Origin of the sequence: Cytobacillus firmus (genome assembly GCF_023715565.1) — a bacterium.
GTDB classification, from domain to species: domain Bacteria; phylum Bacillota; class Bacilli; order Bacillales; family Cytobacillaceae; genus Cytobacillus; species Cytobacillus firmus_C.
Genome location: NZ_JAMBOJ010000196.1, coordinates 1 through 251 on the forward strand (window position 1 = coordinate 1; position 251 = coordinate 251).

General features: G+C 43.0%; 1 pseudogene. It reads left to right on the forward strand.

Annotated elements, in window-relative coordinates:
* A pseudogene (locus tag M3205_RS25470) lies at positions 1–251 on the forward strand (IS21 family transposase); the annotation flags it as partial.

Sequence of the window (251 nt, forward strand, 5' to 3'; positions counted from 1 at the left end):
GGGAGGCAAAAGAAATTAGATAGCCATAAAGACTGGATACTTGCTTGGTTAGAAGAATACCCGCACCTGAGCGGTGCACAAATTCATGATTGGCTCCTTGAAAGATACCCCGATCTGATAGTCGGGGGAAGTACGGTGAGATCTTATGTAAAAGAAGTCAGGGAAATTTATCAGATTGAGAAGAAAGTAATTGTTCGTCAATACGAAGCTGTTCCCGAACAACCGATGGGCAAACAACTTCAGGTAGATTG